At 69.1% G+C, this 22213-nt stretch carries 23 protein-coding genes; 4 read left to right on the top strand and 19 right to left on the bottom strand.

From position 1 onward, the window contains the following. Positions 1-14: 14 nt before the first annotated feature. The 6 genes from ABW16_RS18970 to secY form a co-directional block, all read right to left on the bottom strand. A complete protein-coding gene (locus ABW16_RS18970; RefSeq protein ID WP_047320748.1) occupies positions 15-671 on the bottom strand; it encodes a class I SAM-dependent methyltransferase in 657 nt (218 codons plus the stop codon). Continuing rightward, on the bottom strand, positions 658-1248 hold the full coding sequence (locus tag ABW16_RS18965; RefSeq protein WP_047320802.1) for a DUF4389 domain-containing protein: 591 nt from the start codon (positions 1246-1248) through the stop codon (positions 658-660). The genes ABW16_RS18970 and ABW16_RS18965 overlap by 14 nt, the downstream gene beginning before the upstream one ends. Positions 1249-1330: 82 nt before the next feature. Further along, positions 1331-2563 (bottom strand): FAD-dependent oxidoreductase, encoded by a 1233-nt coding sequence (locus ABW16_RS18960; RefSeq protein WP_047320747.1) that lies wholly within the window; start codon positions 2561-2563, stop codon positions 1331-1333. A 61-nt stretch (positions 2564-2624) separates the two neighbouring features. Then, the gene (map, locus tag ABW16_RS18955) at positions 2625-3428 is read right to left on the bottom strand and encodes a type I methionyl aminopeptidase (RefSeq protein ID WP_047320746.1); all 804 of its coding nucleotides are present in this window, start codon (positions 3426-3428) and stop codon (positions 2625-2627) included. Next, positions 3428-3979, bottom strand: coding sequence for an adenylate kinase (locus tag ABW16_RS18950; protein WP_047320745.1), 552 nt, complete (start codon positions 3977-3979; stop codon positions 3428-3430). The genes map and ABW16_RS18950 overlap by 1 nt, the downstream gene beginning before the upstream one ends. Continuing rightward, positions 3976-5307 carry a preprotein translocase subunit SecY gene (gene secY, locus ABW16_RS18945; RefSeq protein WP_047320744.1) on the bottom strand — a complete coding sequence of 444 codons (1332 nt, stop codon included), beginning with the start codon at positions 5305-5307 and terminating at the stop codon, positions 3976-3978. The genes ABW16_RS18950 and secY overlap by 4 nt, the downstream gene beginning before the upstream one ends. Positions 5308-5633: 326 nt before the next feature. On the opposite strand from secY, the gene ABW16_RS18940 reads away from it, so the two are divergent. Together ABW16_RS18940 and ABW16_RS18935 are read left to right on the top strand one after the other, a co-directional pair. Continuing rightward, positions 5634-6575: a class I SAM-dependent methyltransferase gene (locus tag ABW16_RS18940; RefSeq protein ID WP_047320801.1), complete on the top strand. Its 942-nt coding sequence runs from the start codon at positions 5634-5636 to the stop codon at positions 6573-6575. Next, a complete protein-coding gene (locus tag ABW16_RS18935; protein WP_047320743.1) occupies positions 6575-7498 on the top strand; it encodes a class I SAM-dependent methyltransferase in 924 nt (307 codons plus the stop codon). The genes ABW16_RS18940 and ABW16_RS18935 overlap by 1 nt, the downstream gene beginning before the upstream one ends. Positions 7499-7578: 80 nt before the next feature. Here the strand turns inward: ABW16_RS18935 and ABW16_RS27880 are convergent, their stop codons facing one another. Continuing rightward, on the bottom strand, positions 7579-12564 hold the full coding sequence (locus ABW16_RS27880; protein ID WP_157864263.1) for a PE family protein: 4986 nt from the start codon (positions 12562-12564) through the stop codon (positions 7579-7581). Positions 12565-13026: 462 nt separating this feature from the next. Here ABW16_RS27880 and ABW16_RS18925 point away from each other — a divergent pair, with 462 nt between their 5' ends. Continuing rightward, the gene (locus ABW16_RS18925; RefSeq protein WP_047320742.1) at positions 13027-14259 is read left to right on the top strand and encodes a serine hydrolase domain-containing protein; all 1233 of its coding nucleotides are present in this window, start codon (positions 13027-13029) and stop codon (positions 14257-14259) included. Positions 14260-14277: 18 nt separating this feature from the next. On the opposite strand, the gene ABW16_RS18920 is transcribed toward ABW16_RS18925, so the two are convergent. The 12 genes from ABW16_RS18920 to rplN all read right to left on the bottom strand — a co-directional run bounded on the left by ABW16_RS18920 (position 14278) and on the right by rplN (position 20727). Beyond that, positions 14278-14583, bottom strand: a complete 306-nt coding sequence (locus ABW16_RS18920) for a DUF732 domain-containing protein (RefSeq protein WP_047320741.1) — start codon at positions 14581-14583, stop codon at positions 14278-14280. Between the two features lie 87 nt (positions 14584-14670). Beyond that, positions 14671-16443 (bottom strand): signal peptide peptidase SppA, encoded by a 1773-nt coding sequence (gene sppA / locus ABW16_RS18915; protein WP_047320799.1) that lies wholly within the window; start codon positions 16441-16443, stop codon positions 14671-14673. 104 nt (positions 16444-16547) lie between these two features. Then, on the bottom strand, positions 16548-16991 hold the full coding sequence (rplO, locus tag ABW16_RS18910; RefSeq protein WP_047320740.1) for a 50S ribosomal protein L15: 444 nt from the start codon (positions 16989-16991) through the stop codon (positions 16548-16550). Next, a complete protein-coding gene (gene rpmD / locus ABW16_RS18905; RefSeq protein WP_047320739.1) occupies positions 16991-17179 on the bottom strand; it encodes a 50S ribosomal protein L30 in 189 nt (62 codons plus the stop codon). Before rpmD ends, rplO begins: the two co-directional genes overlap by 1 nt. Before the next feature lie 2 nt (positions 17180-17181). Further along, on the bottom strand, positions 17182-17871 hold the full coding sequence (gene rpsE / locus ABW16_RS18900) for a 30S ribosomal protein S5 (protein WP_082134210.1): 690 nt from the start codon (positions 17869-17871) through the stop codon (positions 17182-17184). Positions 17872-17905: 34 nt separating this feature from the next. After that, positions 17906-18313: a 50S ribosomal protein L18 gene (gene rplR / locus ABW16_RS18895; RefSeq protein WP_047320737.1), complete on the bottom strand. Its 408-nt coding sequence runs from the start codon at positions 18311-18313 to the stop codon at positions 17906-17908. Positions 18314-18315: 2 nt separating this feature from the next. Next, the gene (rplF, locus tag ABW16_RS18890) at positions 18316-18855 is read right to left on the bottom strand and encodes a 50S ribosomal protein L6 (RefSeq protein ID WP_047320736.1); all 540 of its coding nucleotides are present in this window, start codon (positions 18853-18855) and stop codon (positions 18316-18318) included. 13 nt (positions 18856-18868) lie between these two features. Further along, complete coding sequence (rpsH, locus tag ABW16_RS18885) at positions 18869-19267, bottom strand: 30S ribosomal protein S8 (protein WP_013830245.1); 399 nt, start codon at positions 19265-19267, stop codon at positions 18869-18871. 19 nt (positions 19268-19286) lie between these two features. Then, on the bottom strand, positions 19287-19472 hold the full coding sequence (locus ABW16_RS18880; RefSeq protein WP_024440399.1) for a type Z 30S ribosomal protein S14: 186 nt from the start codon (positions 19470-19472) through the stop codon (positions 19287-19289). 2 nt (positions 19473-19474) lie between these two features. Next, complete coding sequence (gene rplE / locus ABW16_RS18875) at positions 19475-20038, bottom strand: 50S ribosomal protein L5 (protein WP_046285615.1); 564 nt, start codon at positions 20036-20038, stop codon at positions 19475-19477. A gap of 2 nt (positions 20039-20040) precedes the next feature. Next, a complete protein-coding gene (gene rplX, locus ABW16_RS18870) occupies positions 20041-20358 on the bottom strand; it encodes a 50S ribosomal protein L24 (protein WP_047320735.1) in 318 nt (105 codons plus the stop codon). Further along, positions 20359-20727 carry a 50S ribosomal protein L14 gene (gene rplN / locus ABW16_RS18865; protein ID WP_024440402.1) on the bottom strand — a complete coding sequence of 123 codons (369 nt, stop codon included), beginning with the start codon at positions 20725-20727 and terminating at the stop codon, positions 20359-20361. Positions 20728-21069: 342 nt separating this feature from the next. On the opposite strand from rplN, the gene ABW16_RS18860 reads away from it, so the two are divergent. Then, positions 21070-22044: a threonine ammonia-lyase gene (locus ABW16_RS18860; RefSeq protein ID WP_047320734.1), complete on the top strand. Its 975-nt coding sequence runs from the start codon at positions 21070-21072 to the stop codon at positions 22042-22044. Positions 22045-22213 lie beyond the last annotated feature (169 nt).

Genomic DNA, 22213 nt, shown 5'->3' with positions numbered 1-22213 from the left:
CCCATCTCTCGTTGTTACTCAGACCCACGCTGTTGGCCACCCGGGTCACCCTGCCGCACGGTGGCGAACCCCTGCAGCTGCGGTGTGCACGGCGGCGGTACCGGAGTACGTCGAATGCTGGACAGACCGGTGGTGTCGAATCCTGCTGCGGCGATGGCGTCGAGAGTCCGGCGGTTCGGCCGACAGCCGGACGCCAGCCATGCCCACGGCTGCGCGATCAGGTCCTGGAATCGGCCCATCATGCCGTCGCCGCGGACATGCTCGAGCACCACCAGCCGGCCGCCGGGGGCCAGCACTCGGCGGATCTCGCCGAGGGTGGCATCGACGTCGTCCACCGAACACAGCACGAGCCCGACATGTACCGAATCGAAACTGTTGTCCGGGAAGGGAATCGACTCGCCGACTCCGTCGACGATGTCCACCGTAATGCCGTTGCGGCGGGCGAATGCGGCGGCCATCCGGCGCATGGCGGGCTCCGGCTCGACGGCGGCGACCGACGTCACCGCGGCGGGCAGGAACATCAGGTCCGCGCCGGGCCCGAGGCCGATCATCAGCAGCCGGCCCATTGCGTAACTCATGGCGGTACGTCGGTACCGGCGATAGAAAAGCCGGTCGAAGCACGGCATTCCGAGTCGATACACGTACGGGAACAGCGGATTACGGCGCGCCATCGGTAGCCCACAGCTCGCCCTGATCCAGCCGGAACGGCGGATACTCGTCACGCATCAAGGAGACGTACACAGCCACCCGGTAACGCCACCGAACGATGCCCAACAGCAGGTCCGACATGCCGGTCGGGATCGTGCCGGTGATCAACAGCGTCACCGCCGTGATCACGCACAGCAACTGCAGCGCAGGCTCCAGAGCCCAGCACATCAGGATCTGCGGCAGCCCCAACAACCACCATTTGACTAACACAGCCCGGCGCTCGAGCCGTTCGGGATAGTCGACCTGCAGATCGGCCGGATAGTCGGGCCGCGACGCCAGCGTGAACGGCGGGTACCTGTCGGTGCTGTTCATCGGAAACCGGTAATTCATGACCCGCCACGACCAGCGCAGCACGCCGACATTGAAGTCGAAGATCGGTCGCGGATATCGCCCGGTGATCGCAATCGCCACTCCGGCAACGGCGGTCAGCGGCAGATAGGCCAGATAGAGGGCGATCAGGATCGGGTAGTGCGGGGTGGCCAGCACGCACCATTTGACCAGCCAGAGCCAGCGCGAGGGGCCGTCGAATTCACCGCGCACCCGTACCGGGTCGGCCGGGGCCGGCGCGACGGGGCGAGGGACCACATCGTCATGCGCGGGAAGCGACATCGGCCCGCCCTCCTCAATGGCTGCGATCTGTTGTCTGGCCGGCGATCTCACCGATGTCCGCCAGCCCGAGGCCGCGGCTGATCTCGGCCGACATCCCGCGATGGCTGACCCAGCGCAGGAACATGGTCATCCCCCAGGTGTGCCATCGGTCCGGGATGAACGCCGCCGGTCGCAGCACCAGCTCACTGTGGGAGAGCTGCAGCGCCGTCACCCGAGACACCGCCGCCACCTTGCGCCGGCGAGTGTTCTCATACCAGCGCAGCGCGCGCGCCAGGTCACCGTGCGACGGTGCCGCGCGGAGATCCGCCAGCGCCTTGCACAGCACCATGGTGTCGAGCAGCGCCTGGTTGGTTCCCTGCGCCAAGGTGGGCGGCATGGTGTGCGACGCGTCGCCGATCAGGGTGAGCGCACCCCGACCTGCCCCGGCCACCGGGTGACGAAAGTGCGGGTAGGGCGAGCCGGCCAGGTCGTCGTCGGTCAGGGCGCCCAGCACCCGATCGACCGGTTCGGACCAGCCGGCGAACCGTTCCCGGATCATGGCGATCGGACAGGCCGGCCGAACGAAGTCCGGTGACCACGGCAGGTCGAACCACCACTGCAGTTCGGACCCACCGGCCGGCCACAGCCCTAGGTTCCCGTGCTTGCCGACCATCATCAGCGCCACCCGCTTGTCGGCGACAACGTCCGGGAGGCTGACCAGGCCCTGCCAGCTGCACCAGCCGGTCGGCTTGGCCGATGGCACGCCGAGGAGATCCCGCACCATGGAATGCAGCCCGTCTGCGCCGATCAACAGGTCACCACTGGCCGAGCTGCCGTCGTCGAAGTCGACGCGTACCCCGCCGTCGGCATCGCGCACGCCCACCGCGCGGGCGTTGCACCGGATGCGCTCGGCCGGGAGTTGGTCCAGCAGCCGCTCCAGCAGGAGCCGGCGCGGGACCATCCGGACCGGCGCGCCCAGCCCGTACGCCATCGCGGTCATGTCGAGGGTGGCCAGCGGGTGCCCGGTGGACGTCGTTACCTGCACCGCCGACAACGTCTGCCCGGCTCCTGCCATGTCAACGCCCAGCTGGTCCAGCACCGTGGCGCCGTTGGACCAGATGGTCACCGCGCCGCCGCCCGGCTGAAGATGTGGCCGTCGCTCAAAAACCGTGACGTCGTGGCCGTCACGCAGCAGGCCGCGAGCAAGGGAGATCCCCGCCACGCCTGCGCCGATGACAAGGACTCGCAAGGCTGATGGCGCGTTCAAGGCTCGCACCCTCACCGTGATGACACGGATCAGCCGAGCGTTTGGTTCACTGCCCTACTGGTCAGCTCGCGGCCGGGCTGGTCAGAATTCTGGGCCCGTCCTCGGTCACCGCGACGCTGTGCTCCCAGTGCGCGGCACGCGACCCGTCGGCGGTGACCACCGTCCACTCGTCTTCGAGGATCACCGTCTGGTCGGTCCCCAGGGTCAGCATCGGCTCGATGGCCAGCACCGACCCCGCCACCAGCAGCGGCCCGCGGCCCGGTGATCCCTCGTTGGGCAGAAACGGGTCCATGTGCATCTGACGGCCGATACCGTGGCCGCCGTAGCCGGCAACGATGCCGAACGAGCTTTTGAACTCGGTCGACGCGGCCCGGGCGCCCATTTCGATGGCATGCGACACGTCGCTGAGCCGGTTGCCCACCACCATCGCCGCGATCCCGGCCTCCAGCGCCTGCCGGGTCGCCGCGGACAGGTTTTCGTCAGCGGCGCTCAGCGTGCCGATCCCGAAGGTGACCGCGGCGTCGCCGTGCCAGCCGTCCAGGATCGCGCCGCAGTCGATGGACACCAGATCGCCCGCGGCCAGCACCTCGCTTGCCGTCGGGATGCCGTGCACCACCCGGTCGTTGACCGAGCTGCAGATCGACGCCGGGAACCCGTGGTAGCCCAGGAACGACGGCGTGGCGCCCGCCTCGCGGATCACCGATTCGGCGATCTCATCCAATTGCAGGGTCGAGACGCCGACGGCCGCCGCTTCGCGGACTGCGGCCAGAGCGGCGGCGACGACCGCGCCCGCCGCGGCCATCGCGTCGAGCTCACCCGGACTGCGATGCGGCACCGCTTTGCGCCGCTTCGCCCACCCGACCACTACTGTCCCAGGGCGTTCAGGGCGCGGTTGAACACCTCGTCGAGCGTGCCGAGCGCGTCCACCACATGCAGGTCGTGCTCGTCCTGGTAGTAGTCCAGCAACGGCGTGGTCTCTTCGCGGTAGACCATCATCCGGTTGTGGATGACCTCAGCGGTGTCGTCGGCGCGACCACGTTCCTTGAGCCGCTTGAGCAGTTCGCTCTCGGTGACCCGGAACTCCAGCACCGCATCCAGCTTGGTCTGGCGGCGCTCCAGCATGGCGTGCAAGGCCTCGGCCTGCTCCACCGAGCGGGGGTAGCCGTCCAGGATGAAGCCGCCCGCGGCGTCGGGTTGGTCGAGCCGGTCTTCGACCAGCGCGTTGGTCAGCTCGGGCGGCACCAGGTCGCCCGCATCGAGGTACTGCTTGGCCTGCTTGCCCAGCTCGGTGCCCTCGGCGATGTTGTGCCGGAACAGGTCACCGGTGGAGATCTGCGGAACACCCAGCTTCTCCGAGAGCTTTACCGCCTGGGTGCCCTTGCCTGCTCCCGGCGGTCCCAGCAGTACGACTCTCACTTGAGGAACCCTTCGTAGTTGCGCTGCATGAGCTGGCTCTCGATCTGCTTCACCGTGTCCAGACCGACGCCGATCATGATCAGCACCGCGGTGCCGCCGAAGGGCAGGTTCTGAACGGTGCCGGAGCTGCCCATGTGCAGGAACAGGTTGGGCAGCACCGAGATCACGCCCAGGTAGATCGAGCCAGGCAGGGTGATCCGGCTGAGCACGTAGCGCAGGTAGTCCGCGGTCGGGCGTCCCGGCCGGATGCCGGGAATGAAGCCACCGAACTTCTTCATCTCGTCGGCCCGCTCGTCGGGGTTGAACGTGATCGACACGTAGAAGTACGTGAAGAAGATGATCAGGCCGAAGTAGATGGCGATGTAGACGAAGTTGGACGGATCGGACAGGTAGGTGCTGACGAACTTGTCCCACCAGCTGTTGCCGGGGCCACCGCTGCCGCTGTGGACCAACTGGGTGATCAGCTGCGGAATGTAGATCAGCGACGAGGCGAAGATGACCGGGATAACGCCGGCCTGGTTGACCTTCAGCGGCAGGTATGTCGAGGTACCGCCGTACATGCGCCGGCCCACCATGCGCTTGGCGTACTGCACCGGGATACGGCGCTGGCCCTGCTCCACGAAGACCACACCGACGACGATGGCCAGTGCGGCCAAGCAGACCATGGTGAACACCACGGCACCGCGGGAGTCGAGGATGGTCTTGCCCTCGATCGGAATGCGGGCGGCGATGCCGACGAAGATCAGCAGCGACATGCCGTTGCCGATGCCGCGTTCGGTGATGAGCTCACCCAGCCACATCACCAGCACCGCGCCGGAGGTCATCACGAGCACGATCACCATCAGGGTGAAGATGCTGTGGTCGGAGATGATGTCGTGACGCAGGCTGCAGGTCTGCAACAGTCCGCCGTTGGCGGCCAGTGCCACGATGCTGGTGGCCTGCAGAACGGCCAGCGCGACCGTCAGATAGCGGGTGTACTGCGTCATCTTGTTCTGGCCGGACTGGCCTTCTTTACGCAGTTCCTCGAAGCGCGGGATCACCACCGTGAGCAGCTGCACGATGATGCTGGCGGTGATGTAGGGCATCACGCCGATGGCGAACACCGTCAGCTGCAGCAGCGCGCCACCGGAGAACAGGTTGATCAGCGAGTAGACCTGCGCGGCATCGCCGCCGCTGACTTCCTTGATGCACTGCTGCACGTTCTGGTAGTCCACGCCCGGCGACGGGATCGCGGCTCCCAGGCGGTACACGACGATGATGCCCAGCGCGAACAAGATCTTGCGCCTCAGGTCGACCGTCCGCAGTGATGAGATGAAAGCCGAGAACACTCTTCTCCTCCTGCGCAGCCGAGGTCCGGTCGCGGCGTTCCAATGGGCTGTTGGTGTCCCAGCCCCGGTTAGTCCTGGGTTAGTCCTGCGTTTTCGCGTACACGTGCCGGCCGATCATGACGAGGCCACGCGTGTCTTAGGCGCGTCAGCAGTCTACGAGAGTAACAGCTGCGCACCGCGGGCCGGGCGGGCGTTGGCGGCACTGCCAGCGTGCGATCAGCGTAGCGGCGTACAGTCATCGATAGCTCGTTAAATACGCTAACTAACTTCCCGCGGCGCTCGACCGGCGTAGCTAGATAGAAGCTAGAGAGATAGGAGTGTGCACCATGGCAAGTACCGGCCGATTTCCTGGAGACACCTGGGACCTGGCTTCCAGTGTGGGCATCACCGCCACCGGGGTGGCCGCGGCTCGTGCGGTCGCCAGCCGGGCCGACCGTCCCCTGATCAACGACCCGTTCGCGGAACCCCTGGTACGCGCCGTCGGCGTGGATCTGTTCACCAGGTTGGCCAGCGGTGAGATCGCCCCGGAAGATTTCGGTGACGAGGCACCCGCGGGCCTCGCCCGGATGGCCGACAACATGGCAGCGCGCACCCGATTCTTCGACGACTTCTTCACCGAGGCGACCCATGCCGGCATCCGGCAGGTGGTCATCCTGGCGTCCGGGCTGGACTCACGCGCCTACCGCCTCGACTGGCCGTCTGGCACCGTCGTCTACGAGGTCGACCAGCCCGAGGTGATCGACTTCAAGACCCGGGTGCTGGCCGAGCAGGGCTCGGAACCGACAGCCGACCGGCGAACCGTCTCGATCGACCTGCGCGATGACTGGCCTGCGGCGCTGCGAGCGGCGGGCTTCGACCCCGCCCTGCCGACCGCCTGGAGCGCGGAGGGCCTGCTGGGCTACCTGCCACCGGACGCACAGGACAGGCTGCTGGACACCGTCACCGCACTGAGTGCACCGGGCAGCCGGATCGCCACCGAGAGCATCCCGGGCCTCGACGCCGACACCGAGGAACAGGCCCGCCGTCGCATGCAGGAATCCGCGGAACGGATGCGCAGCCACGGGGTGGACATCGACATGGCCGAATTGCTCTATTTCGGGGACCGCAACGAGGCCGGTAGTTACCTGGCCGGCCACGACTGGCGGGTAGACAGCCGCGGCGTCGACGCACTGTTCGCCGAGTACGGGCTGCCACCGCTGGATATCGACGAGGAGCCCGGCTTCGGCAAGCTGGCCTACATCAGCGCGGTCCGGGGAGGAGGACAGTGATGGAACGCACCGGCGGTGCACGATCCCTTGGGGACAGCTGGGACCTGGCCTCCAGCGTGGGCACCACCGCCACCATGGTCGCCGCCGCCCGCGCGCTGGCCACCGCGGAGGCCGAGCCGATCATCTCCGACCCGTTCGCGGCGCCGCTGGTGCGCGCGGTCGGCATCGACTTCTTCACCAAGATGGTCGACGGCACGCTGGACCCGGCGGTGGCCGCGGAGGCCAAGTCCGCCGCCGGCCCGATGACCGCCGTGATGGCGGTGCGCACCCGGTTTTTCGACGATTTCTTTCTGCAAGCCGCGGACGCCGGCGTCCGGCAGTCGGTCATTCTGGCCGCCGGACTGGATTCGCGGGCCTACCGGCTGGGTTGGCCGCAGGGCAGCGTGGTCTACGAGATCGACCAGCCGGACGTGATCGAGTTCAAGTCCCGCACGCTGGCCGACCTGGGAGCCCAGCCGATCGCCGATCGCCGCGCCGTGGCCGTTGATCTGCGCGACGACTGGCCGGCTGCGTTGCGCGACAGCGGTTTTGACGAGACGAAGCCCACCGCGTGGAGCGCGGAGGGCCTGCTCATCTATCTGCCGCCGGAAGCGCAGGACCGGCTGTTCGACCACATCACCGCGTTGAGCGCCCCGGGCAGCCGGCTGGCCACCGAATACCACCCCGACGGCGCGGCCGCGCTGAGCGGCTCCAACCAGTCGCTGGGTCAGCGGTTCGCCGACCAAGGTCTGGATCTCGACATCACCACCCTGGTGTACGCCGGCGAGCGAAACCCGGTCGGGGCATACCTGCGCGAGCGCGGGTGGCAGGTGCGCGAGCGCGGCCGAGAGACGGTGTTCGCCGACTACGGCCGCGCCTTTCCCGACGGTGAGATCGTGGCGCGGCTGCGCAATTCGGTTGCGATCGAGGCGATTCGGCTCTAAACGGCACCTTGCCACGACAACGCCTATGGCCGCCGGTCGAAGGACCGGCGGCCATAGGCGTGTTGCGGGGCGCCCCGCTATCAGCTCGGGGGAATGACCCCGCCGCCCTTGCCGCCCTCACCGGGCTGTCCGGGCGGGCCCGCCGTGCCGCCGCCGGCAGCGGCGCCGCCACCGCCGGCCGGCCCACCCGGCCCGGCGGCTCCGGGACCACCCGGAGTGCCGTCGGTGCCGTTGGCACCGTCTTGGCCTGAGGTGCCGTTGGGGTTGTTGGCCGCGCCGCCCTTGCCGCCGTAGTTGCCGCCGGCCGCGTTCCCGCCGCTGCCGCCGTTACCACCGCTACCGCCGTTGCCGCCGGCGCCGCCGTTGGGGTTGGCGTCGCTGCCGTTACCGCCGCTGGCGCCGGCACCACCAGCCCCGCCGTCGCCGCCCCTGCTGCCATTGCCACCGGCGCCACCCTTGCCGCCGTTACCGCCGTTACCGGAGTTGCTGCCGCCGAGGCCGCCGTCGCCACCCTTGCCGCCGTAGCCGCCGTCCGCGCCGTTGGAGCCGTTGCCGCCGGTGCCGCCGGTGCCGCCGGCACCCGCCGACTGGCCAGGAACAGTGCCGCCGTCGGCGCCGGTACCGCCCGTACCGCCGTTGCCGCCCTTACCGCCGATCCCGGTGCCGTTACCACCGGTACCGCCCGTGCCGCCGTTGGCGTCGCCGGACTGGGTTCCGTCGGTACCGGTCGATCCGGTCCCCCCGGTCGCGCCGGGTCCGGTGGGCGCGTTGGCGCCCTTACCGGCGTCACCGCCGTTGCCGCCGTTGCCGTCGGCACCCGCGTTGCCGCCCTTACCGCCATTGCCGCCGTACTGGCCGGTGCTGGTGGCGTCGGCACCCTTGCCGCCGTTACCGCCGTTGCCGCCGGTACCGCTCGATCCGGCGGAGCCGTTCGCGGCTTGGGTTCCGTCACCGCCGATACCACCGGCACCGACGGTGCCTGCGGTACCGCGGTCCCCGCCGTTGCCGCCGTTGCCCCCGTGGCCGCCGTGTGCACCCGATCCAGTGGTGTTGGTCTGGATCCCGTCGCCGCCGTTACCACCGTTGCCGGCATTGCCGGCGTTACCGGCGTTACCGCCCTTGCCTCCGGCGCCGGCGGTGCCGCTGCCACTGGCCCCGGTACCGGCCGCGCCGCCGTTGCCGCCGGCGGCGCCGTTACCGCCGTTACCGCCACTGCTGGCGTCGCCGCCGGCGGAGCCGTCCGGGTTCGCACTGGTGCCGTTGCCTCCGGTGGTGCCGTTGCTGCCGTGGCCGCCGTTGCCGCCGTTGCCGCCCGCACCGCCGGCTCCACCGTTGCCGCCGACACCGGAGTTGGTTCCGCCGAGACCGCCCGCACCGCCGTCGCCGCCGGCGGTGCCGTTGCCGCCGTTGGTGCCGTCCACGTTCGGGTTTGTGGAGTTGGTGCCGTTGGCGCCGTTGAAGCCCTTGCCGCCCACACCGCCGTCGCCGCCGCGGCCGTCGGGGCCGGCGTTGCCGCCCTTTCCACCGTTGCCGCCGGTCTGGTTCGCGTTGGTCGCCGCGCCACCCCTACCGCCTGCGCCGCCGTCACCACCGGTCGCATTGGCGCCCGTGGCGCCGCTCGCCGCCTGGGTGGTCCCGTCGCCGCTGGTTCCGCCCTGGCCGCCGGCCCCGGCCGTGCCGCGCACGCCGCCGTCGCCGCCGTCGCCACCGTTGCCGGCCGCCGCACCGGCACCGCCGCCCAGGCCGGCGCCACCGACCCCGCCGTTGCCGGCGTTACCGGCGTTTCCGCCCGCGCCACCAACACCGCCCGCGCCGGCCTGCCCGTCGTTGCCGTTGGTGGCAGTGCCGCCGGCACCACCGTTGCCGCCGCCACCGCCCGTACCGCCGACACCACCGTCACCGGCGTCGCCGCCGGCCGTACCGTTGCCGCCGGGCACCGTGGCGTCGACACCGGCGGTGCCGTTGGCGCCGCTTCCGCCGATCCCGCCGACGCCACCGGCCCCGCCGATCCCGCCGTTGCCGGCGTCACCGGAGGTGGTTCCGCCGGCACCGCCGGCACCACCATTGCCGCCCTTACCGCCATCGCCGCCGAGGGTGCCGTTGCCGTTGCCGTCGGTCACGCCCGCCAGGCCGTTGGCGCCGGTACCCCCCGCGCCGCCGTCACCACCGGTGCCGACGGCTCCGGCGTTACCGCCGGCACCGCCGTTGCCGCCGTTGGTTCCCGGGGCGGTGGCGTCGAAGCCTCGACCACCGTCACCGCCGTCACCACCTGCAGTGGCGTCCGCGCCGGCGGTGCCGTCGCTCCCGGCGGCACCGCCGCTGCCACCGGTGCCGGCTCCGGCGCCGGTTCCGCCCAGGCCGGCCTCACCGCGATTGCCGCCGTCACCGCCCTTGCCGCCGTCGGGGTTGTCGGCGTCACCGGCGGCACCCGTTCCGCCGTTGCCGGCGTTACCGGCGTTTCCTCCGTCACCGGCATTCCCGCCGTCGCCGTTGCGGCCACCGTTGCCGTTGGCCGCGGTGCCGGCGTTACCTCCCACGCCGCCGTTACCGCCCACACCGCCGTTACCGCCGTCGCCGCCGTTACCGCCCGCGCCGTCGTCGACACCGGCCACGCCGGTTGCACCGTCCTGGCCGGTGCCGCCGACACCACCGGTGGCTCCGTTACCACCGTTGCCGCCGTCACCGGCGTTACCGGCCAGCGCGCCACCATTACCGCCGGCGCCCCCGGCACCACCAGCGCCCCCGGCGCCGCCGGTACCGCCCGATGCGCCGGGCACATCGCCATCAGCGCCCTGCGCTCCCAGCGCGCCGCTACCGCCGGCCGCGCCGTTGCCGCCGTTACCGATCAGGCCGCCGTGGCCTCCGGCACCGCCGGAGCCGCCGTCCGCGCCTGGAACGGCGTCGGGGTCGGTCGAGGCGTCATAACCCGCACCGCCGTTACCGCCGTTGCCGTGAATTCCGGTCACTCCGGTCCCGGCGACGCCGTCGAGACCGTCGACGCCGCTGGCCGGGTTACCGCCGGTGCCGTGCACACCGCCAATACCGGCGTTGCCTGCGGTGCCGGGGTTACCGCCGTTGCCGCCCTTGCCGCCGTCGGGGTTCTCCGCGTCGCCGGCCGCGCCGTTGCCGCCGTTGCCGGGGGTGTTGGCGTTGCCACCGTTACCGGCGTCGCCGCCGTTGCCGTTGAGTCCGACCACACCGTTGTAGACCACGCCCGCGTTGCCACCGTTACCGCCGGCGCCGCCATCGCCACCGCTGCCGCCGTGGCCACCGTCTTGGCCGTCCTGGCCGGGGAAGATTCCGTCGGCACCGTGGGCGCCCGCACCGCCGTCGCCGCCGTCCGCGCCGTTTCCGCCGTTGCCGCCGTTGCCGGAGTTGCCGGCGTCTCGACCGCCGGCACCGCCGTTACCGCCGTGGCCGCCGTAACCGCCGACCTTGCCGTCCACTCCGGCGTCGCCGGGGTTGGCGCCGTCGGCACCGGCGGCGCTGTCGCCGCCGTGCCCGCCGTTACCACCGTTGCCGCCGTCGCCGATCCGCCCTGCGGCACCACCGTTTCCGGCGGCACCACCGTTTTGGCCCTGGCCGTCGCTGAGCACGCCGCCGTTGCCGCCATTGCCGCCGTGACCACCGTTGCCACCGCTGATCGCCACCGCGCCGGCCGCGCCGGAGGCGGCACGCGTGCCGTCACTGTTCAGGCCGCCGAGGCCCGCGACGCCGGCGATACCACGGTCACCGCCCGCGCCGCCGTCACCACCGTCACCGGCGGACAGGCCGGTTCCATCGTTGCCACCGTTGCCACCGTTGCCGCCGTTGCCGGCATTGCCGGCGTCACCGGCGCTGCCGCCGGCCCCGGCCACGCCGGAAGCCCCAGCCGGGTGAATACCGAGGAATCCACCGGCGCCGCCCTTACCGGCGTTACCACCGGCACCACCGTTTCCGCCGTTACCACCGTCGCCGGCGTCCATACCGTCTTGACCGGGAAGGCCGCTGCTGACGCCGGCACCGCCGGCGTTGGTGCCGTGCAGGCCGTTCTGACCGTCACCACCGGCACCACCGTCGCCGCCGATTCCACCATTGCCGCCGTTGCCTGCGGCGCCGAACAGCAAGCCCGCCCGGCCGCCGGTACCACCGTTGCCGCCGATACCGCCGAAGCCGCCGTTGTCACCGCTCGCGCCGAACGTGGCTCCGTCGGCACCGTCGCCGCCGAAACCTCCGGCACCACCGGCGCCGCCGGCGCCACCGTTGCCGATGAAGATGGCCGCACCGCCAGCACCACCGAAACCACCAGCGCCACCACCGATTCCACCGGCACCACCAGCGCCGCCCAGGCCACCGTTGCCCAGCAGCCAGCCGCCGGCACCGCCGTCCCCGCCGGCACCGCCGTCGCCGCCGGCAACGCCATCGAGCCCGGCGCCGCCCGCGCCGCCGTTGCCGATCAGTCCGGCCGCTCCACCGATCCCGCCGTCGGCATTGATGGCGTTACCGGCAACCCCGGCGCCACCGTCACCGAACAGGAACCCGCCATCGCCGAGGTTGCCGAAGATTCCCGAGCTGCCCAGCAGCGAGTCATTGACGCCGTCGAAGCCGTCGATGCCATTGCCGATCAGCACCCGACCGAACAGGTCGACGAAGGGCTGGTTGACGATGTTGAGCAACGGTTCGGCGTAGCCCATCAAGTCTTGGCTGATGGCGTACAACGGCAGATACACGTAGTTCTGGAAGCCCGAGTAGAGCAGGTGGTCCAGCTCCGCCAGCCACGGGCCCAACGGCTGGGTGGGGTCAAAGGCGAAAATGCTCGAGTCGAACGCGGCACCCGCGTCGAGGCCGGCGAGCATGTCGGCCGATGACCCGGTGAGCCACAAGTCCGAGCCCACGGACCAGGAGTCGAACATCTCCAGGATCGGCTGCGAGAACAGGTCGTCGAAGTCAGCGGTGGCAGCGGGAGCACCTGCCACCGGACCCACTCCGAAAGCCAGGAAGGCGCCGACTGCGCTACCCGCGCCGGCCACCCGCCGAGCGACACCACCTGAACGGTTACCCTGCCGACCTTCACGACTCTGCCTCATGCCGAATTCCTCAATTCCTGAATTCACGCCAATTAGTCGTCGGTTCCGCTGGAGTACGCCAACCGCGACTTGGCCTGCCCGCGCTGCAAGTTAGCCGAATTTGACGCTTGCGACGAATTGAAAATTAGGTATCTGCGGAGCCTCCTGCGGCAATAAACCATGATTGACCTGAGAATTATCCGAAATTGAGAGCTGGGTCATATGGGCGACATCATTGTTTACCGATGCGTGTGACCGTCACCACAAGTAGGTAATATTGCTTACATATTGGCCCCCATATGCGAAATAGCGAGACCCCCATAAAAATGACTACGCGGCCCATCGGGCAAACTCGCGCACTGGCCGACGGGACTCCTGATCCCCGAGCACCGAGGTGTCCTGAACGGGACGACCGCGCGGGCTCGGAGCGCGGCTTTCACCATTCGGGGATAGCCGGGTGACCGGCAGCGGTATAACCACCCCATGGTGCTCAAGGTCGCGGTTCCCCAAGATCTGATCGGTGGAGACGTCGATGTGGGCTACGGCAAGGTCGCCGACGCGTTCCGGGCCAACTTCGCCAGCGGCCGCGAGGTCGGCGCCGCAGTCGCGGTGTACCGCGACGGCGTCAAAGTCGTCGACCTGTGGGGCGGCTACCGCGACGGGGTTGCGCGCGAGCCATGGCAGCCGGACACCATGGTCAACGTCTTCTCGAGCACCAAGGGCGTGGCGGCCCTGGCCGTGGCGCTGGCGGTCTCGCGGGGCCTGTTCGGCTACGACGACAAGGTGGCAACCCACTGGCCGGAGTTCGCGCAGGCCGGCAAGGGTGATGTCACCGTCCGCCAGCTCCTCGGCCATCAGGCCGGGTTGAGCGCGCTGAAGCCCGCACCGACCCTGGCCGACGTCGCCGCCCCGGATCGCCTGGCGCCCATGCTCGCCGCCCAGAAGCCGCTCTGGGCGCCCGGCACCCGGCACGGGTATCACGCGATCACGTTGGGCTGGTACGAGTCCGAGCTGATCCGTCGCACCGACCCGGCAGGCCGCACCCTGGGCCGGTTCTTCGCCGACGAAATCGCCGGCCCCCTGGGGCTGGACCTGCACATCGGCCTGCCGAATTCGGTCACCCGCGACCAAGTGGCGCTGTTGCACCAGTGGAAACGCGCCGAGTCCCTGCTGCACCTCAATGTGATGCCGGCCGCCCTGGTGGCCGCATCGTTCAACCCGTTCGGACTGCTGGGACGAGCGAGCTCCATGCCACGCGACATCAAGCCCTGGGACGGAGACTACAACCGGGACGACGTGCGGGCCGTGGAGATCCCGTCGGCCAACGGAATCGGTTCCGCGTCGGCGATCGCGCGACTCTACGGCGCCGCGGCAACCGCAGATCCGGCGCTGCCGCTGAGTCCCGGTGTGCGCGATGAGCTCACTGCCATGCCGGCATCGCCGTCTCGCGGCGAACGCGACAAAGTGTTGGGCGTTGAGGTGGTGTTCTCGCTGGGGCTGTCCAAACCGGCGTTCGCGTCCGCCTTCGGTTCCTCAGAAAGGGCTTATGGCACACCGGGTTTCGGAGGTTCTTTCGGATTCGCCGACCCCGACACCGGCATCGGCTACTCATATGTGATGAACCGCCTGGGTTTTCACCTCTACAGCGACCCTCGCGAACTCGCGCTGCGACAGGCGTTGTTCCGGGACGTGCTGGGCGCCCGACTGCAGTCCTAGCGCCCCACGGCGAGCAAACTACATGTACTGCGGGCAGTAGTGCGCCGTCGAGATCGCGGCGAACTGGGCAGCGGTGTGAATGGTGAAGCCGGGGTTGGTGGTCTGCACCGCGACGACGGTGTCCATCGGCGACAGCCCCGCGTCCATCAGCTGACACACGGCGTGGCCGGCCGACACGGTGGCCTCGTCGTTGGCCCGGTGGCTCAGTCCGGCTCCGCTCAGGGTGGCCAGGAACTGGCCATCGATACCGGCGGGCGCGGCGTTGGCGGGAGCGGCCAGGCCGACCATCGCGCTCAGACCTGCCAGCAGCAGTAACCGTTTCATGGCTCTAAGGATGGCCGGGGCCCGTTAAAGACGTGTTACCGAGCTTTTACTGCCGCGAAGAGAATTGTTGATTCTGCGTTACGTGCTTTACCAGCGCGACTCCCCCAGCCACAGCACCTGCGCACCGTTGACCGAGCGTTCGACCTGGTCGACGAGCCCAGTCAGGGACCGCACCACCAGGTTGCCGACCGCATCGGACAGCGCCGCCGCCGGCTGCGAAGAGGGGCGCGGCCGGACGAACTCCCACCACGACGAGCCGGGGTAGGACACGGTGCGGACCTGCGCGTCCGCGTCGAGCCCGGCCAGCACCTTGGCACGTCGCACCGCCGTGCGCAGCCCGCCCAGCTCGTCGGCCAGCCCCCGTTCGGCCGCGTCGGCGCCGGTCCATACCCGCCCGCGAGCCACCGCGTCCACCGCCTCGGTGGTCAGGTTGCGGCCCTGCGCCACCCGCGCCACGAAGTCGTCGTAGAACAGGTCGGCCTCGGTCTCGACCTGCCCCTGCTGTTCGGCGGTAAACGGAGCGTTGATCGACCAGGCGTCGGCGTTGGCACCGGTGCGCACCGAGTCGGTACCGACCCCGAGGCGGTCCTTGAGCTGACGGGCCACCAGTTTGCCGGTCACCACCCCGATGGATCCGGTGATGGTGCCCGGGTTGGCCACAATGGTGTCCGCACCCGCGGAGATGTAGTAGCCGCCGGATGCCGCGACCGCGCCCATCGAGGCCACCACCGGCTTGCCCGCCGCGCGGGCCTGCTGCACCGCCCGCCAGATGGTTTCGGACCCGGTGACCGAACCGCCCGGGCTGTCCACCCGCAGCACGATCGCGGCGACCTCATCGTCGGCCGCGGCCTCACGCAGCGCCGCGGCGATCGTGTCGCCACCGACGTTGCGGTTGCCCAACGGCGACAGCTGCGGCCCGCCCGTGCCGCTGACGATCGCACCGGACACCGTCACCACGGCGATCGCCGGCTTGGGCTTACGCCCGGGCAAGGCGGGACCAGACCCGCCGGCCGTGGCGTGGGCGTAGCGCCCCAGGTACAGGCGCGGTGGCGCGTTGTCGTCGTCGGCGCCGGCGATGTCCTCGGCTCCGGCCAGTTCGGCGATCCGGTCGTAGGCTTCGTCGCGGAATCCGATCCGGTCGATCAGGCCCGACTGCACCGCGTCGTCACGCAGCAGCGGCGCCTTGTCGGCCAGGGTGTCGATGACGCCGGCGTCGAGGTTGCGGGACTCGGCGACGGCCGCACGCACCTGAGCGTGCAGGCTCTGCACCAGAGCGGTGTCGGCCTCGCGGTGCGCCTCGGTGTAGGAGTCCTGAGTGAACAGGTTGGCCGCCGACTTGTATTCGCCCCGGGCGACGAACTGCGCCTCAATGCCGGCCTTGTCCAGCGCGCTGCGCAGGAAGGTCGCGTTGGTGGCGAAACCGATCAGCCCGACCGTCCCCGACGGCTGCATCCAGACCTCACCGAACGCCGAGGCCAAGTAGTAGGACAGCGTGCCCGGGTAGGTTTCGGCCCAGGCCAGCGACGGTTTGACGGCGGTGAACTCGGCGATCGCAGCACGCAGCTCCTGCACCGGCCCGGCGGCCGCGGACGACAGCTGCACCCGGGCAATCAATCCCGCTACTCGCGGGTCTTCGGCAGCACGGTGGATGGCGGCCACCACATCGCGCAGCACCGGCGGCCGGCCACCTGAACGGATCAGCGCCAGCGGGTCGAAAGCCCCGGTCTCGTGGGGCAGCTCCTGCAGGTCGAGTTCGAGGATCACGCCGTTGGGCACGCCGTGGTGCCGGGCGGTGTCGATGCGACGGGCGACGCCGCGCAGGTCGTCCAGGCCGGGCACGCCGGTCAGCAAGGAGAACATGATTTTGAGCCTACCGGCGCCGTGCGACACCGCGACCAGACGCAGAATCGCACCCCACCAAGCGGTGGAGTGCGATTCTGTGACTTCTCGCGGCGCGACGAGATCTACAGCTCGGTGGCGGTGCCTCCGGCTGCGGTGATCTTGTCGCGGGCGCTGCCGCTGAACTTGTGGGCGGTGACGTCGGCCTTGACCGTCAGCTTGCCGTCGCCGAGCACCTTGACCAGCGTGTTCTTCCGGACCGCGCCCTTGGCGACCAGCTCGTCGAGGCCGATGGTGCCACCCTCGGGGAACAACCGGTTGATGTCGCCGACATTGACGACCTCGTACTCGGTGCGGAACCGGTTGCGGAAGCCCTTGAGCTTGGGCAGCCGCATGTGGATCGGCATCTGCCCACCCTCGAACCGGACCGGTACGTTCTTGCGAGCCTTGGTGCCCTTGGTGCCGCGGCCCGCGGTCTTACCCTTGGAACCCTCACCACGGCCGACGCGGGTCTTCTTGGTGTTCGACCCGGGCGCGGGGCGCAGGTCGTGCAGCTTGATGGGCGTCATTATTTCTCCCCGGCCTCTTCAACTTCTACGAGGTGGTGAACAACCCGGATCAGCCCACGAGTCTGCGGGTTGTCCTCACGCACCACCGACTGGCGGATCTTGCGCAGGCCCAGGGTGCGCAGGCTCTCGCGCTGCTTCCAACGCGCACCGATGGTGCCGCGGACCTGGGTGATCTTCAGGTTTGCCATGGTTACGCCGTGCCTTCCCGCGCCGCAGCGGCAGCCAGCGCTTCGCTCTCGCGGCGAGCCTTGAGCATCGAGGCCGGAGCCACGTCTTCGATGGGCAGACCACGTCGGGCCGCCACCTCTTCGGGACGCTGCAGCATCTTCAGCGCGGCGACGGTGGCGTGCACCACGTTGATCGCGTTGTCGCTGCCCAGCGACTTGGACAAGATGTCGTGCACGCCGGCGCATTCCAGCACCGCACGCACCGCACCACCGGCGATCACACCGGTACCGGGGCTGGCCGGGCGCAGGAACACCACGCCGGCGGCGGCTTCACCCTGAACCGGGTGGGTGATGGTGCCACCGATCAGCGGGACCCGGAAGAAGCCCTTGCGAGCCTCCTCCACGCCCTTGGCGATCGCGGCAGGCACTTCCTTGGCCTTGCCGTAGCCGACGCCGACCAGGCCGTGGCCGTCGCCGACGATCACCAGCGCGGTGAAGCTGAACCGGCGACCACCCTTGACCACCTTGGACACCCGGTTGATCGCGACAACGCGCTCCAGGTAGTTGCTCTTGTCGCCGTCCCGGTTGTCACGGCCACCACGACCGCCGTCGCGGCCACCGCGTCCGCCCCGGTTGTCACGGTTGTCGCGCCCGTCGCTGCGGCTGCCCGTGTCGGGACCTGCCGAGGAGGCCCCTGTCGGCTGCTCCGCCATCATGCGGTCCTTCCAGTCATCTTCACGTCAGTCATCAGAAGTTCAATCCGCCCTCGCGCGCCGCGTCGGCCAGTGCAGCGATGCGCCCGCCGTAGGTGTAGCCACCGCGGTCGAACACCACGTTCTGGACACCGGCGGCCTTGGCGCGCTCGGCGATCAGCTGGCCGACCCGCACACTGTGGGTCTTCTTGTCGCCGTCCACGGCCCGCACGTCGGCCTCGATCGACGACGCCGCAGCCACGGTGTGGCCGGCCAGGTCGTCGACGAGCTGGACGTGGATGTGCCGCGAGGAGCGGTGCACCACCAGACGCGGACGCTCGGCGGTGCCAGCCACCTTCTTGCGCAGCCGCGCGTGCCGGCGAATCCGGTGCGCGCGCCGAACCTCGGAGATGTTCTGCCCGACCGGCTTGCGGACCGCGGGGTCTGCTTGTGATTGCGCCATGACTACTTACCTGTCTTTCCGACCTTGCGGCGAACCTGCTCACCCTCGTAGCGCACGCCCTTGCCCTTGTAGGGGTCGGGGCGGCGCAGGCGGCGGATGTTCGCCGAGATCTGGCCGACCTTCTGCTTGTCGATGCCCGAGACCGAGAACTTGGTGGGCGTCTCCACCGCGAAGGTGATGCCGTCGGGAGCCTTGATCAGCACCGGGTGGCTGTAGCCCAGCGCGAACTCCAGGTCGCTGCCCTTGAGCGCGACGCGGTAGCCGACGCCGAAGATCTCCATCTTGCGGACGTAGCCCTCCGACACACCGGTGACCAGGTTGGCCAGCAGGGTGCGGCTCAGGCCGTGCAGGGACCGGTTGCGCCGGTCGTCGTCCGGCCGGGTCACCACGAGGGCCCCGTCGTCGTTGCGGGCGACGTTGATCGGCTCCGCCACGGTGAGCTCCAAGGTGCCCTTGGGTCCCTTGACCGATACGTTCTGACCATCGATGGTCACGTCGACCCCGGCGGGAACCGGGACCGGCTGCTTACCAATACGCGACATGTCTGCTACTCCCTCACCACACGTACGCGAGGACTTCGCCGCCCACGCCCTGCCTGGCCGCCTGACGGTCGGTGAGCAGACCCGAGGACGTGGAGATGATCGCCACGCCCAGGCCGCCGAGCACCCGTGGCAGGTTGGTCGACTTTGCGTAGACCCGCAGGCCCGGCTTGGACACCCGGCGCAGACCGGCGAGGCTGCGCTCCCGGTTCGGGCCGTACTTGAGGTTGACCACCAGCGCCTTGCCCACCCGGGCGTCTTCGACGTGGTAGTCGGTGATGTAACCCTCGCGCTTGAGGATCTCGGCGATGTTGGCCTTGATCTTCGAGTGCGGCAGGGTGACCTCGTCGTGGTACGCCGAGTTGGCGTTACGCAGACGGGTCAGGAAGTCCGCGATCGGATCCGTCATAGTCATTTAGGCTGCTCCTCCACCCTCACCAGCTGCTCTTCTGCACACCGGGCAGCTCGCCGGCGTGCGCCATTTCGCGCAGGCAGATTCGGCACAGGCCGAACTTCCGGAGCACCGCGCGCGGGCGGCCGCACTTGTTGCAGCGGGTGTAGGCGCGCACCGCGAATTTGGGCTTGCGGGCCGCCTTGATAACCAACGCCTTCTTAGCCATGGTCAGTTCTCCTTGAACGGAAAGCCGAGAGCCCGCAGTAGCGCTCGTCCTTCGTCGTCGTTGGTCGCCGAGGTGACGACGGTGATGTTCATCCCCCGCGGGCGGTCGATGGAGTCCACGTCGATCTCGTGGAACATCGACTGCTCGGCCAGCCCGAAGGTGTAGTTGCCGGAACCATCGAACTGCTTGGCCGACAATCCGCGGAAGTCGCGGATACGCGGCAGAGCAATCGAGGTGAGCCGGTCCAGGAACTCCCACATCCGGTCACCGCGCAGGGTGACCCGGGCGCCGATCGGCATACCCTCGCGCAGCTTGAACTGCGCGATGGACAGGCGGGCCTTGCGGATCTCCGGCTTCTGGCCGGTGATCGCGGCCAGGTCGGTGACCGCGTTGTTGATCAGCTTGGCGTCCCGGGCGGCTTCACCGACGCCCATGTTCACCACGACCTTCACCACGCCCGGGATCTGCATCACGTTGGCGTAGTTGAACTCTTTGTTGAGCGCGTCCCGGATCTCCTCGCGGTAGCGCACCTTCAGCCGAGGCTGGATCTTCTCTGCAGTCGTCATCTCTAGATGTCCTTGCCGTTGCGCTTGGAGACGCGAACCTTCTTGCCGGACTCGGCGTCCACCCGGTAGCCGATCCGAGTGGGCTTACCGTCGGAGTCGACGACCATCACGTTGGAAACGTGGATCGGGGCCTCTTGCGTGACGATCCCGCCCGAGGACGCACCGGCCTGGTTGGCCGAGTTCGCGACGTGCTTCTTGATCCGGTTGACGCCCTGGACCAGGACCCGGTTGCGGGTGGGGAAAGCCTGCAGGACCTTGCCCTTGGCGCCCTTGTCCTTACCGGCGATGACCAGGACGGTGTCGCCTTTGTGGACCTTCATCTACAACACCTCCGGTGCCAGCGAGACGATCTTCATGAACTTCTTCTCGCGCAGCTCGCGACCGACCGGCCCGAAGATGCGGGTTCCGCGCGGGTCGTTGTCGGCCTTGATGATCACGGCCGCGTTCTCGTCGAACTTGATGTAGCTGCCGTCGGCGCGGCGACGCTCCTTGACGGTGCGCACCACGACGGCCTTGACGACATCACCCCGCTTGACGTTGCCGCCCGGGATGGCGTCCTTGACGGTCGCGACGATGACATCACCGATGCCGGCGTAGCGCCGCGACGAGCCGCCGAGCACCCGGATGCACAAGATCTCCTTGGCGCCGGTGTTGTCGGCGACCTTCAACCGCGATTCCTGCTGAATCACCAGATCTCCTCAATAATCGGGTCGACGCGCGGCATGGCGGTGCCAGCCGGAATCTCCCCGGACGTGCGTGGTCTTGCAGTTCTTACGGAGCCGATGAGCACGCAGGGCCAACTTGCGCTGGCCGAGGTCTGCTCACGGCAACCCCTAGAGCTTAGGTGACGTATCGCCCAGCACCAAATTCGTGCCGCATATCCGCCCAGCGTGCTCATCGCCCATCCGCCCAGCGTCCTGGTCGCCGATCCGCCCAGCGTGCGTGTTTGGCCCGCGACACTCCGGGTGCGGCGTACAACGATGCACCTTCGCGGCGGTGTCTGAGATGCCCGCCGCCGTTACGCTCCGGGGATGACGGGGACGCGGCTCGACACCGGACGGATCCGGGCGGCGCGCCGGTTGATCGATCCGATGTTTCTCGACACTCCGCTGTATCCCTGTGGGGCGCTGAGTAGGGGCCTCGGCTGCACGGTGAGCATCAAACTCGAGACAGCAAACCCGGTGCGCAGCTTCAAGGCGCGTGCCACCGAGGTGGTCACGAGCCGGCTGCTCGGCAACGGATCTGAGGCCGCGGTGTGCGCCAGTGCCGGCAATCTCGGCCATGCCCTGGCCTGGTCGGGTTGCCGCCGCGGACTCGACATCACCGTCGTGGCATCCCGCACGGCGCCGGTGGCCAAACTCGACCGGATCCGCGCGCTGGGCGCCACGTTGCAGCTGTCCGACGGCGACTTCGACACCGCGCGGGAACAAGCGGCGGCCATCGCCCGACGCGAAGGGATCCGTCTGGTCGAAGACAGCCAGGACGTTGAGACCTGCGAGGCTGCGGCAATCATCGGCCTTGAACTGTTGGACTCCCCGGGATCATTCGATGCCGTCTTGATCGCTCTCGGGGGTGGAGCGCTGGCCACCGGGGTCGGCCACATACTGAAAGCTCTCGCCCCTGGCGTCGAGGTGATCTGCGTTCAGCCCGCCGGCGCCCCGGCGATGACACAGTCGTGGCGTCAACGGCAAGTCGTCACCACCGACTCGACCGACACCATCGCCGACGGCGTCGCCGCCCGGCGTCCCATCCCGGCCGTCCTGGATGATCTCTTGCTGGTCGTCGACGACGCCGTCTTAGTCCAGGAGTCGTCGATCGTCGCCGGTATGCGGATGCTCTTCACCCATGCTGGCCTCGTGGTGGAACCGTCCGCCGCACTGGGCATCGCGGCGATCCTCGAGGACCGAGACCGCTTCGCCGGCCGACACGTGGTCACCGTCGTGTGCGGCAGCAACGTCGACGTTGACGCCTTTCAGCGTTGGATAGGGTCCGTTCCCCGACCATGAGGGTGCGTACTTGTACGCGACACACCGGGACAAGACGTACAGACACCTTCGTAAGTGGTTTTTGTCAAGGGGGTTGGGGGGCCTGCCCTGTCCTCGTCTCTACGTAGTTCGTCAAACGGGTTTGGTTCCCAACTGCGTTCAACCGAGTTCAGTGAGGATGGGCGGGGCC

It is taken from the genome of Mycolicibacter heraklionensis (genome assembly GCF_001021505.1).
In the GTDB taxonomy this organism is placed as follows: domain Bacteria; phylum Actinomycetota; class Actinomycetes; order Mycobacteriales; family Mycobacteriaceae; genus Mycobacterium; species Mycobacterium heraklionense.
The sequence above is the reverse complement of the archived record's forward strand: the minus strand, read 5'-3'. Positions and strand labels throughout refer to the sequence as shown.

What these genes read in the sequence shown, in the direction of transcription:
- ABW16_RS18970 (WP_047320748.1), bottom strand. Translation starts at nt 671, where the DNA reads ATGGCGCGCCGTAATCCGCTGTTCCCGTACGTGTATCGACTCGGAATG.
- ABW16_RS18940 (WP_047320801.1), top strand. Translation starts at nt 5,634, where the DNA reads ATGGCAAGTACCGGCCGATTTCCTGGAGACACCTGGGACCTGGCTTCC.
- ABW16_RS18935 (WP_047320743.1), top strand. Translation starts at nt 6,575, where the DNA reads ATGGAACGCACCGGCGGTGCACGATCCCTTGGGGACAGCTGGGACCTG.
- ABW16_RS27880 (WP_157864263.1), bottom strand. Translation starts at nt 12,564, where the DNA reads ATGAGGCAGAGTCGTGAAGGTCGGCAGGGTAACCGTTCAGGTGGTGTC.
- ABW16_RS18925 (WP_047320742.1), top strand. Translation starts at nt 13,027, where the DNA reads ATGGTGCTCAAGGTCGCGGTTCCCCAAGATCTGATCGGTGGAGACGTC.
- ABW16_RS18920 (WP_047320741.1), bottom strand. Translation starts at nt 14,583, where the DNA reads ATGAAACGGTTACTGCTGCTGGCAGGTCTGAGCGCGATGGTCGGCCTG.
- sppA (WP_047320799.1), bottom strand. Translation starts at nt 16,443, where the DNA reads ATGTTCTCCTTGCTGACCGGCGTGCCCGGCCTGGACGACCTGCGCGGC.
- rplO (WP_047320740.1), bottom strand. Translation starts at nt 16,991, where the DNA reads ATGACGCCCATCAAGCTGCACGACCTGCGCCCCGCGCCCGGGTCGAAC.
- rpmD (WP_047320739.1), bottom strand. Translation starts at nt 17,179, where the DNA reads ATGGCAAACCTGAAGATCACCCAGGTCCGCGGCACCATCGGTGCGCGT.
- rpsE (WP_082134210.1), bottom strand. Translation starts at nt 17,871, where the DNA reads ATGGCGGAGCAGCCGACAGGGGCCTCCTCGGCAGGTCCCGACACGGGC.
- rplR (WP_047320737.1), bottom strand. Translation starts at nt 18,313, where the DNA reads ATGGCGCAATCACAAGCAGACCCCGCGGTCCGCAAGCCGGTCGGGCAG.
- rplF (WP_047320736.1), bottom strand. Translation starts at nt 18,855, where the DNA reads ATGTCGCGTATTGGTAAGCAGCCGGTCCCGGTTCCCGCCGGGGTCGAC.
- rpsH (WP_013830245.1), bottom strand. Translation starts at nt 19,267, where the DNA reads ATGACTATGACGGATCCGATCGCGGACTTCCTGACCCGTCTGCGTAAC.
- ABW16_RS18880 (WP_024440399.1), bottom strand. Translation starts at nt 19,472, where the DNA reads ATGGCTAAGAAGGCGTTGGTTATCAAGGCGGCCCGCAAGCCCAAATTC.
- rplE (WP_046285615.1), bottom strand. Translation starts at nt 20,038, where the DNA reads ATGACGACTGCAGAGAAGATCCAGCCTCGGCTGAAGGTGCGCTACCGC.
- rplX (WP_047320735.1), bottom strand. Translation starts at nt 20,358, where the DNA reads ATGAAGGTCCACAAAGGCGACACCGTCCTGGTCATCGCCGGTAAGGAC.
- ABW16_RS18860 (WP_047320734.1), top strand. Translation starts at nt 21,070, where the DNA reads ATGACGGGGACGCGGCTCGACACCGGACGGATCCGGGCGGCGCGCCGG.